This window comes from Desulfonatronospira sp. MSAO_Bac3 (assembly GCF_003838035.1).
GTDB classification, from domain to species: domain Bacteria; phylum Desulfobacterota; class Desulfovibrionia; order Desulfovibrionales; family Desulfonatronovibrionaceae; genus Desulfonatronospira; species Desulfonatronospira thiodismutans.
The window spans coordinates 1-10,565 of record NZ_QYZY01000299.1; the positions used below are offsets into that span (position 1 = coordinate 1).

At 56.3% G+C, this 10,565-nt stretch carries 8 protein-coding genes and 1 tRNA gene; 7 read left to right on the top strand and 2 right to left on the bottom strand.

Going from position 1 to position 10,565, the window contains the following annotated elements:
• The 4 genes from glgP to D5S03_RS10285 form a co-directional block, all read left to right on the top strand.
• On the top strand, positions 1-1,627 hold a 1,627-nt coding region (gene glgP, locus D5S03_RS10270; protein ID WP_287043846.1), incomplete at its 5' end, for an alpha-glucan family phosphorylase.
• A gap of 203 nt (positions 1,628-1,830) precedes the next feature.
• Positions 1,831-2,592, top strand: coding sequence for a TlyA family RNA methyltransferase (locus D5S03_RS10275; RefSeq protein WP_287043847.1), 762 nt, complete (start codon positions 1,831-1,833; stop codon positions 2,590-2,592).
• 7 nt (positions 2,593-2,599) lie between these two features.
• Complete coding sequence (locus D5S03_RS10280; RefSeq protein ID WP_287043855.1) at positions 2,600-3,193, top strand: TrmH family RNA methyltransferase; 594 nt, start codon at positions 2,600-2,602, stop codon at positions 3,191-3,193.
• Positions 3,174-3,725: a shikimate kinase gene (locus D5S03_RS10285; RefSeq protein WP_287043848.1), complete on the top strand. Its 552-nt coding sequence runs from the start codon at positions 3,174-3,176 to the stop codon at positions 3,723-3,725. Before D5S03_RS10280 ends, D5S03_RS10285 begins: the two co-directional genes overlap by 20 nt.
• Positions 3,726-3,782: 57 nt before the next feature.
• On the opposite strand, the gene D5S03_RS10290 is transcribed toward D5S03_RS10285, so the two are convergent.
• A complete protein-coding gene (locus D5S03_RS10290; protein ID WP_287043849.1) occupies positions 3,783-4,079 on the bottom strand; it encodes a hypothetical protein in 297 nt (98 codons plus the stop codon).
• 109 nt (positions 4,080-4,188) lie between these two features.
• Positions 4,189-4,265, bottom strand: a tRNA-Arg gene (locus tag D5S03_RS10295).
• Between the two features lie 255 nt (positions 4,266-4,520).
• Between D5S03_RS10295 and D5S03_RS10300 the strand changes: the two genes are divergently transcribed.
• From D5S03_RS10300 to D5S03_RS10310, 3 genes are all read left to right on the top strand, one after another.
• Positions 4,521-5,888, top strand: coding sequence for a TolC family protein (locus D5S03_RS10300; protein WP_287043850.1), 1,368 nt, complete (start codon positions 4,521-4,523; stop codon positions 5,886-5,888).
• A gap of 167 nt (positions 5,889-6,055) precedes the next feature.
• Positions 6,056-7,309: an efflux RND transporter periplasmic adaptor subunit gene (locus D5S03_RS10305; protein WP_287043851.1), complete on the top strand. Its 1,254-nt coding sequence runs from the start codon at positions 6,056-6,058 to the stop codon at positions 7,307-7,309.
• A gap of 15 nt (positions 7,310-7,324) precedes the next feature.
• Positions 7,325-10,390, top strand: a complete 3,066-nt coding sequence (locus tag D5S03_RS10310; RefSeq protein WP_287043853.1) for an efflux RND transporter permease subunit — start codon at positions 7,325-7,327, stop codon at positions 10,388-10,390.
• Positions 10,391-10,565: the final 175 nt, after the last annotated feature.

Sequence of the window (10,565 nt, forward strand, 5' to 3'; positions counted from 1 at the left end):
CACCCATACTCCGGTGCCTGCGGGCAACGACCGCTTTTCTCCGGACCTGATGCACAAATATTTTGAGCCCTATGCCCGGGAACTGGGCCTGGCCTTCAAGGTCTTCATGGCCCTGGGCAGGGAGGATCCCCGGGACGACCAGGAGCATTTCTGTATGACCGTGCTGGCTTTGCGTTTGTCAAGGTTTAATAATGGGGTGAGCCAGCTGCACGGCACTGTTTCCAGAAACATGTGGAAGAAAGTCTGGCCCCAGTACCCCGTGGATGACGTGCCCATCGGAGCCATTACCAACGGCATCCATATCACCACCTGGATAGCCCCGGATATGTCTTATCTTTTCGACCGCTACCTGGGATCCGACTGGAGGGAGGACCCCGACTGCCAGAGGGTCTGGAAGCAATCTCAGGCCATACCCGATTCAGAACTCTGGAGAACCCACGAGCGGCTCCGGGAAAGACTGGTTGATTACGTGCGCTACAGGCTCAAGGAGCAGACCGTGGCCCGCGGCGGCAGACGCAGCGAGCTGCACCTGGCCGAGGAAGCCCTGGATCCCAGTGCTCTGACCATAGGGTTTGCCCGCAGATTCGCCACCTACAAAAGGGCCAACCTGCTTTTGACCGATGTCAAAAGACTTCTGGAAATCGTTAACCACGAAAAATATCCGGTGCAGTTCATATTTGCAGGCAAAGCCCACCCCAAGGACGTGGAAGGCAAGAAGATCATTCAGCAGATCGTGCAGCACGCCCGGGAGGCAGATTTGAACCACCGCCTGGTCTTTTTGGAAGACTACGACATGGAGATTGCAAGTTACATGCTCCAGGGGTGCGATGTGTGGCTGAACAACCCCAAGCGCCCCCTGGAGGCCTGCGGCACCAGCGGTATGAAGGCCGTGGCCAACGGGGTGCTCAATTTCAGCACTCTGGACGGCTGGTGGGACGAGGCCTATACTACAGATAACCGATACGGATGGGCCATAGGCCTGGGAGAACTCTATTCCGATCAGGAATACCAGGACCTGGTGGAGAGCCACTACCTTTACAATGTTTTGGAAAAGGAAATCGTGCCCACTTTCTATGACCGCAGGCACGGCAGCCTGCCCACGGAATGGGTGCGCAAGATGAAAAACGGCCTGCGGGATCTGGCCCCACAGTTCAGCTCGCACCGCATGGTTGAAGACTATGTGGAGACTGCATATCTCCCGGCCTACAAGAATTTCATGGCCCTGGAAAAGAACAATTTTGAAAAAGCCAAGTCGCTGGCGGACTGGAGAATGGAGCTCATGACCAAGTGGGGCAGCGTTCAGATCCGCAATGTTCATGCCGCGGCTGAGGATGAACTGTATGCCGGGGACGAAATAACAGTACGCGCCGAAATAGATGTCAACGGCCTGTCAACCGATGACATCCAGGTGGAAATATACGCCGGAGACGTGGATATGGACGGCAATTTCCTGAGCCGCAAGACGGTTCTTATGCAGCAGAAAAAGGAGGTTGATGACGGCTGGATCCTTTACGAGGGCAAACTGGAGACTTTCCAGACCGGACGCTTCGGGTATACTGTGCGTATTCTGCCTCACCATTCCCTGCTGCTGGATCCCCACTGCCTGGGTCTGATACACTGGGCCTGAGAGGTCAGTAGTCAGTAATCAGACGTCAGTAATCAGGGGTCAGTAGTCAGTAGTCAGAGGTCAGTAATCAGAGGTCAGTAGTCAGTAGTCAGAGGTCAGTAATCAGAGGTCAGTAGTCAGTAGTCAGTAGTCAGAGGTCAGAGGTCAGTAGTAGTAGTCAGAGGGCAGTAGTCAGAAGGCAGAGGACAGTTTCCTTAAAAAGCATGCGTTCCAGAAAATACCGGGCAGACCTGCTGCTGCATGAACAGGGCCTGGCTGAATCTAAGGAAGCAGCCAAGAGGCTGATCATGGCCGGGCAGGTCTACCTGAGCCTGGAAGACCGGGAAGTTCGGGTGGAAAAGCCGGGACAGTCATTGCCTGCAGACTCGGTCTTAAGGGTGCAGCAGCCTGAGCGTTTTGTAAGCCGGGGCGGGGAAAAACTTCTGGGCGCTCTGGAAGATTTTGAAATCAGGGTTCAGGACAGGGTCTGCCTGGATGTGGGCGCTTCCACCGGCGGATTTACTGACTGCCTGCTGCAGATGGGAGCGCTTCGGGTTTACGCCCTGGACGTGGGTACAGGGCAGCTGCACTGGAAACTGAGACAGGATCCCAGGGTGGTCTGCCTGGAACAGATAAATATCCGCAAGGCTCCGGCCTCCCTTTTGCCGGAAAAGGTCCACCTGGCCGCCATAGACTGCTCCTTTATCTCTCTTAAGCAGGTTATGCCCTGCGTGATGCCTTTTCTGCAGCAGGAGGCGCTGGTCATCGCCCTGGTCAAGCCCCAGTTTGAAGTGGGCAGGGGGCAGACCGTAAAGGGAGTGGTCAGATCTTTCGAGGCTGCAAGCAAGGCTGTGCAGGGGGTGATTGATGCTGTCACCAAAGAACTGGATCTTGTACTCAAAGGCTGGACCCTTGCCAGGATAAAGGGACCCAGGGGCAACCAGGAGCATCTGGTCTGCTTTGGCCACGAGTCTTATACCCGTTAAACCCGCCATGAAAGATACTCCCAGAACAGACAGAAGAAAGCTAAGGATAAAGGATGTCCTTTGCAGAAGGCAAAGGGACCTGACCCTGGTCATGAACAATATCCATGACCCGCACAACGTTTCAGCCATTCTGCGCAGCTGTGACGCCTTTGCAGTCCCGGATGTGCATCTTTTATACGTGGGCCAGCCATTTCCGGAGGTGGGCAGAAAATCTTCGGCCTCGGCCCGCAAGTGGGTCAGGCGCATAAGACACAGGGATGCCGGGGAAATGGTGCAAAGGCTGGAGGGGCAGGGCCTTTGCCTGATTCGTACCGGATTCGGGCCGCAGTCCATACCCCTGCCTGAGTGGGATTTTACCCGGCCTACAGCTGTAATACTCGGAAACGAGCACAGCGGGGTCCAGGAAGACCTGGAACAGATGGTGGCCCAGGAAATATTCATTCCCATGCAGGGCATGGTCCAAAGCCTGAATGTATCTGTGGCGGCGGCTGTTATTCTTTACGAGGCCTTCAGGCAAAGGCACCAGGCCGGGCTCCTGGAAGAAAGGGCCCTGCCCGGGGATAGACAGGATGAATTATACCATGAGTGGATTCAGAAATAAAAGGGGAAATATTTATCTTATCGGACCCAGGGCCAGCGGCAAGACCACTCTGGCCGGGGAGCTGGCCCCAAGAACCGGTTTGAACCCGGTGGATACGGACGAACTGCTGCAGCAGGAGCAGGGCCGAAGCATCCAGGAGATTGTGACGGAGCATGGCTGGGGGCATTTCAGGGAGCTGGAGAAAAAGGTTTTGCTCAGTACGGCGCAGTCCGGCTCGCTGGTGGTGGCCACCGGCGGCGGGGTGGTGCTGGCTTCGGAGAACAGGGAGCTTTTGAAGGACCCGGTGCACTTGACTGTCTATCTGCAGGCTGACCCGGAGCTTATCTGTGCAAGGCTTGCCCGGGACCCCAGGCCGGGGCAGCGGCCTGCACTGTCGCAGATGGATTTTCAGGAGGAAGTGCGCTCCACTTTAAATGAGCGCCAGTCTCTGTATTGGGAGTGCGCGGATATAATTCTTGATGCAAACAAGCCTCTGGTTCAGCTGGCAGAGGAAGTGGCCGGTCTTTATCCGGTCGATGAACCGGGCTCCTGAGCTTCTTTTGAAGCCTGGACAGACAGGGCGGGTTTGAGGTTTTTCAAAGATGCCTGCTTATCTTCGTTCTCTCTTCAATGATTCTATGGCCTTGTTCAGGCACCATTGCCTGGATTTTTCAGGATTCCTGGACTGCTCCAGCTCAACAAGCCTGCGGGCCACATCTTCGCGTCCATGTACCAGGCCGAGAAGTCTTTGATAAAGCTCTTTTTCGTTTTTATCTCCAAAGCCGGATTTCCTGCTGCCCGGGAAGAACATGTCCTGCAGCCTGCTGGAACGTCTGCGCCTGAGGCCCAGCAGCAAGACACCTGCGCCAAGCAGGATGATTACGGCCAAAAGGATCCATGAATACATGTCAGCTCAGCTCTTGTGGCTTAAATGCTTAGTAATGGTTTTGTCCTTCACTTTTTTACCCATTTTCAGTCAAACCCGTTTTGGGTAAAAAATTAGAAAATATTGTCTGTGGTGCGCCCGGCAGGATTCGAACCTGCGGCACCTGGATTCGAAGTCCAGTGCTCTATCCAGCTGAGCTACGGGCGCACAGCAAGGCCGGTCTTGCCCAAAGCCTTCTTTTTCAGTAAAAACTTATAGTTGACATTAATTTTTTTTACATTTTATTGCAAGTAAGAGTTTTCCCGGCCTCCCTGAACAGAAGGACACCCGGGGTATGGAGAGCATTAGGCGGTTATAACAACCAGGTATTTTTTAAGTGCAGCCATCTCCGGTTTCTACCCGGCCAGGAAGGGGAGCAACCGGAGATGTATGCATTAAATGACATAACGCAAGGAGATTTCTGTGAACCGGTATTTTAGAACGGTTTTGCTGCTTATGGCCATTATGGTGTTTGCCCCTGCCGGCAACTCCGGAGCTGAGGGGCCTGTCACCCTGAACATGGAGGCGGCGGTGAAGATGGGCCTGGAGCGCAACCAGTCCCTGCAGGCGGTACGGGAGCAGGTCAAGGGCCGCGAATATGGAACATACTCGGCCAGGGGCGCATTCGGCCCCAGCCTGAGTACGTCCTATGGCTACACCAGGCTGGATGAGAGTCCGCGTACAAGGGAGTTTGACATTGACATGGATGCAACGCCCCCGGATATTGATGTAAGAACCAGGCACGGCAGCCGGGACAGATGGGAGCTGAATATCAATATTTACCAGCCCCTGTTTACAGGTTTCAATCTGCTGAGCACCTACGAGAAGTCCAAGCTGGCCCATGAGCAGTCCAAGTCCCAGCTGAGCCGGGCCGAGCTGGAGCTTGTCCTGGAAATCCAGACTTCCTTTCTGGATCTGCTGGCGGCCAGGGAGAGTGTCCGGGTGGCCGAGGACTCCCTGACCAGGCTTAATTCCCACCTTGATGTGAGCCGTTCTTTCTATGATGTCGGACTGGTGCCCAGGCAGCACGTGCTGGAGGCCAAAGTGGATGTGTCCGAGGCCGAGCAGGAACTTATCTCCGCCCGGAACCGGGTGGATACCCTGGAATCCAGGCTGAACATGCTTCTGGGGCTGCCCCGGAACATGGAGGTGGTCTATGAGGGCCGCCTGGAGTTCGTACCCTTCACCCTGGATCTGGATGAGTCCAGGGACAGGGCCCTGCAGAACCGCCCGGACATAATCATAGCCGATAAAAGCATTCAGATGGCCTTACAGGACGAGCGCATCACCGCCAGTGACATGTATCCCCACGTGGGGGCCACCTTTGATGTCTTCCGTCGCGGGGATGATCCCACGGTAAGCGGTTCGGCCACGGAGGACAGGAGCGAATGGAGGGCCGGGGTGCAGATGCAGTGGACCCTTTTTGAATGGGGCAGGACATATTACGCCCGGGAGCAGGCCAGGCAGGAGACCAGGCAGCTGGTGGCCGAGTACGAGGATCTGCTGCAAAACGTGTCTTTCGAGGTCAAATCCGATTACCTGCTTATCCAGGAGAGCCGTCAGAGAATCAAGGTGGCCAGGCAGGGACTGGAAGAGGCCAAGGAAAGCTACCGCATGGCCCAGGCCAGGTACGAGGCCCAGGTGGGGACCAGCACCCAGGTGCTGGATGCCCAGGCCAATCTCACAGCAGCAGAGGCCAGGCTGATAAATGCAGAGTCGGATTTTCTCAAGGCAGTGGCTTCCATCTACCGGGCCATGGGCGAAAAGAATATAAGTCTCAGGGCCAATTAGATGCAACTGCAAAAAGTCCCCGGACCCTGGTGAACAGTAACTATAGCCCTTTGATTTTCTGTTCTCTGCCTGCCACGCATCCCGGCGTGGTCATTTGACTTCTGTCTTCTGCGCCATTGGTGCGCATTGAATTTTTAGTAGCCACATTTTTTCGGGAGATATTTGGAATGGCCAAAATGATTGCTCCTTATCTGCTTACAGCCCTGACAGTTTTGCTAATGGGCGGTTTTTCAGGGTGTGTCCCCGCTGGAGAAGATGAGCCCGAGGATGTAGTCAGGCCGGTCAAGCTCATGCAGATCAAGAAGCCTTCCCCGGAAATAAACCGGATTTTGCCGGGTAAGTTAAGGCCGCAACGGGAAACCCGGATGTCTTTTAGGGTGGCCAATGAACTGCAGAGCCTTGAGGTGGACACAGGAGACTATGTTCACAAGGGCCAGGTGGTGGCCAGGCTTGATCCCAGGGATTTCAGGCTGGCGGTGCAAAATTTCGAGGGCAGCCTGGGGGAGGCCAGATCCAACCTCAAAGCCATGCAGGAGGGGGCCAGGACAGAAGACGTCATTTCCCTGGAGGCGGAGCTCAGGTCCGCCGGTTCCGCGGTCCGGGAGAGTCAGCTGCAGTACCGCCGGCATAAAGAACTGTATGAGCAGGGGGCCGTGGCCAGGGCCGAGCTGGACCGGACCGAAACCGCCCTGGAAGAGGCCCGGGGCCGCAAGCGCCACCTGGAAATGGAGCTTCAGAAGGCCCTTATTGGGGCCAGGGACGAAGACATCCAGGCCATGCAGTCCAGGATTGAATCCCTGGAAGCAGCCCTGGAAGAGGCCCAGAGCGCTTTGCAGGACTCGGTGCTGCGGGCTCCATTTTCCGGGTATATCGCTGAAAAGCATGTTGAAAACCATGAAAATATCTCTGCTGGTCAGCCAGTAGCCACCCTCCAGGATCTGACCCGGCTGGAGGTTAAGTTCGGCCTGCCGGAGCAGCTGGTTGTTCAAAAGGATGATATCAAAGAGGTTTACTGCATCCTGGATGCATACCCGGGCTTTCCCCTGCCGGCCAGGCTGAAAGAGGTCTCTACCGATGCCAGGGAGCTAAGCTACCAGGCCACAGCAATTCTCACCATGCCCGAAAATATCCGGGCCCTTCCTTCCATGGCCGCCCAGGTGCATATAAGTATAGCTCCTGATGAAGACGGTGACCAATTGGTGACAGTACCCGAGACAGCACTCTTTACGGACAGCCAGGGCAAAGACCGGGTATGGGTGTATGATTCCGGGAGTTCCAGGGTGCAGTCCAGGCAGGTGCGCACCGGGGAGTTGACCTCCGCCGGAGTGCAGGTGCTCTCGGGTCTTGGTGCCGGGGACCTGGTGGTGACTGCCGGGGCCCATTTCATCCAGGAGGGGCAGAAAGTAAGGCCTCTGGAATAACCTCAGCCAGCCATTATGATGAATATTGCAGAACTGGCCATCACAAAGAAAAGCTTTTTTCTATTCCTCACCCTGGTCTTGAGCATTGCCGGAGTCATTGCCTATTTCAGCATGGGCAAGCTGGAAGACCCCGAATTCACCATCAAAACCGCGGTGATAATCACCCCCTATCCTGGAGCTTCTCCCACAGAGGTGGAAAACGAGGTCTCGGATCATGTGGAAAAGGCGGTTATGCGCCTGGACCAGCTGGATTATGTCCAGACCGAATCCCGCCCGGGAGTGTCCATTGCCCACGTGCATCTCAAAGAGGATATCCCTGCTGATGAAGTCCCCCAGCACTGGGACCGTCTCAGGCACAGGATAGCCGACATCCGGCCCGATCTTCCACCGGGAGCTGGCGAACCTGAAATAATAGATGATTTCGGGGATGTATACGGAGTGCTCATCGCCCTCACCGGAGAGGACTATTCCTACAGTGAGCTTCTGGACTATGCCGAGATGATCCAGAAAGAACTGCTTCTGGCTGATGAAGTGGCCAGGGTGGAGATCTGGGGACAGCAGCAGGAAACGGTTTTTGTGGATATTTCCCGGGCCCGACTGGCTGAACTGGACCTGTCCATGAACCAGGTCATGGGGTTTCTGGAAAGCAGCAGCATGGCCGCTGACGCAGGAAAAGCGGATCTGGGCAGGGAGCGGGTACGCTTTGTGCTGGGCGGGCAGTTTGAATCGGTTCAGGACATAAGAGAGCTGGAGCTTGGCTATGCCCGGCACCCCGAGTTGGAAAGCATGATCCAGCTCGGGGATATCGCCGAAGTCCGCCGGGGCTACCTGGATCCCCCGGCCACAATGATCCGCCATGACGGGCAAAAGGCCCTGGCTATAGGCGTCTCCACCGTGTCCGGGGGCAACGTGGTGCACATGGGCCAGCAGGTGCAGGACTCCCTGGAAGGTCTGCAGGACAGGCTGCCGGTGGGGATCCAGACTGATTTTGTGGCTTTTCAGGCGGACAAGGTCACCGAGGCCATAAACACCTTTATGCTCAATCTCCTGCAGGCCGTGACCATAGTCATTCTGCTGCTTCTGGTGTTCATGGGCATCAGAAGCGGGCTGATCATCGGCAGCGGCCTGCTTTTGACCATCCTGGTGACCTTTACCCTGATGCTGGCCCTGGGTATGGACATGGACAGGGTCTCCCTTGGGGCGCTCATCATTTCCCTGGGTATGATCGTGGACAACGCCATAGTGGTCACCGAAGGCATGCTGGTAAAAATCCAGACCGGGACCAGGAGGCTGCAGGCAGCGGTGGAGAGCGTCAGGGAAACTGGATGGCCTCTGCTTGGAGCCACGCTGGTGGCGGTATTCGCCTTCATGCCCATAGTCCTGGCCTCAGACGACACCGGCGAATACACCCGGGGACTGTTTCTGGTCATCGCCATTTCCCTTATTTCCAGCTGGATCCTGGCCATGACCCTGACCCCTTTGTGGTGTCACATGTTTCTCAGGCGGGGCAAAGCTCAGGGACAGGAGCCAAGCGACCCGTATGCCGGCAGGATCTATCAGCTGTACCGCAGGCTTCTGCATTTGTGCCTGCGCAGGAAAAAAAGCCTGCTGGCCGGCATGGCCCTGCTTTTTGTCCTGGCGGTAATGGGTTTTTACTTAGTGGACAAGACCTTTTTTCCGCCTTCAACCAGGCCTCAGCTAAAGCTTGACTACTGGCTGCCCGAAGGCACGCGCATCCACTCCACTTCCCAGGACCTGCAGAAGGTGGAAGAAGATATCCTCAAGCATCCTGGGGTGGAAAGCGTCACTTCATTTATCGGAGAGGGTGCTCCCAGGTTCTACCTGGCCATGGAACCGCACATGCCCAACCCGTCCTTCGGGCAGGTGATCCTGAATCTGTACCGGGCCTCGGACCTTGATGAGGTCAAGGAGTACGCCCGGGGGTATCTGGAGGAAAATTATCCTCATGCCCAGCCCAGAGTGCGCAAATTTCCCATGGGACCGCCTGTGGAGTTCTCCGTGGAAGTGCGCTTCAGCGGGCCTGATGCGCAGGTGCTTCGAGGCCTTGCCCGGCAGGCAGAAGACATAATGTATAATGATCCAGATTCCAGGGAGGTGCGAAGCGACTGGCGTCAGATGGTCAAGACCTACGACCTGGATTATTCCCAGTCCAGGGGGATTAGGTTCGGGGTGACCCGGGAGGACGCCGCCAGGGCGGTCAAGCTCAATTTCGACGGCCTGCAGGCTGGATTGTACCGGGAGGGGGACAGGATGCTGCCCATTATCCTGCGCCCCCCGGAAGAATCCAGGCAGCGCCTTGAAGACATGTTCGCCTTAGATGTCCGGCCCATGGGCGAGACCCGGGGCGCTCCCCTGGGCCAGGTGGTGTCATCGGCCACACTTGGCTGGGAAGAAGGGGTGATCATCAGGCGCGACCGGCAGAAGACCATTACTGCCCAGTGCGAAGCGGACCAGGGAGGGGGGCAGGCTCTTATGGAGCGCATAAGAAGCGACATCGAGGCCATAGAGCTTCCTCCGGGCTACAGGATGCAGTGGGGCGGGGAATACGAGCAGTCCAGGGATTCCCAGAAGGAGGTCTTTTCCGGGGTGCCCATCAGCTTTCTGTTCATGGCCCTGGCAGTGGTGGCTCTTTTTAATACCCTGCGCCAGCCCCTGATAATCGCCATGGTCTTGCCCCTGGCCATGATCGGAGTGACCCTGGGGCTTCTGGCCACCAGCCAGCCCTTCGGGTTCATGGCCCTTCTGGGGACCCTGAGCCTGTCGGGCATGCTCATAAAGAATGTGGTGGTCCTTCTGGACCGTATAGACAACAATCTGGCCTCAGGTGAAGAACCTTACCAGGGGCTTGTCAACGCTTCGGTGAGCAGGCTCAGGCCGGTGATGATGGCCACCCTGTCCACGGTCATGGGCATGACCCCGCTTCTTCTGGATATATTCTGGCTGTCCATGGCCATTGCCATCATCTGCGGGCTGACCTTCGCCTCAGTGCTCACTCTCCTGGTGGCCCCGGTCCTTTATGCTCTTTTTTTCGGGATAAAGACGCCCCAAGGAAATACGTAAGATCTAGTCTTTTTCCGGGATCCTGCGCGGAAAAAGAGGCCCCTGAGGGGCAACATCCGAAATAAGGAAGGGATCTCATACAACCACCCCCGGCCCCTCCTTGGCTAAGGAGGGGAGCTAGACCGTGGCCAGGATTTACCTGGGTGGTAGAAGTTTAATCACGATCCAGATGGAG

Excerpts from the sequence above, each read along its gene's own strand:
- D5S03_RS10275 (WP_287043847.1), top strand. The coding sequence starts at position 1,831 with ATGCGTTCCAGAAAATACCGGGCAGACCTGCTGCTGCATGAACAGGGC.
- D5S03_RS10280 (WP_287043855.1), top strand. The coding sequence starts at position 2,600 with ATGAAAGATACTCCCAGAACAGACAGAAGAAAGCTAAGGATAAAGGAT.
- D5S03_RS10285 (WP_287043848.1), top strand. The coding sequence starts at position 3,174 with ATGAGTGGATTCAGAAATAAAAGGGGAAATATTTATCTTATCGGACCC.
- D5S03_RS10290 (WP_287043849.1), bottom strand. The coding sequence starts at position 4,079 with ATGTATTCATGGATCCTTTTGGCCGTAATCATCCTGCTTGGCGCAGGT.
- D5S03_RS10305 (WP_287043851.1), top strand. The coding sequence starts at position 6,056 with ATGGCCAAAATGATTGCTCCTTATCTGCTTACAGCCCTGACAGTTTTG.
- D5S03_RS10310 (WP_287043853.1), top strand. The coding sequence starts at position 7,325 with ATGATGAATATTGCAGAACTGGCCATCACAAAGAAAAGCTTTTTTCTA.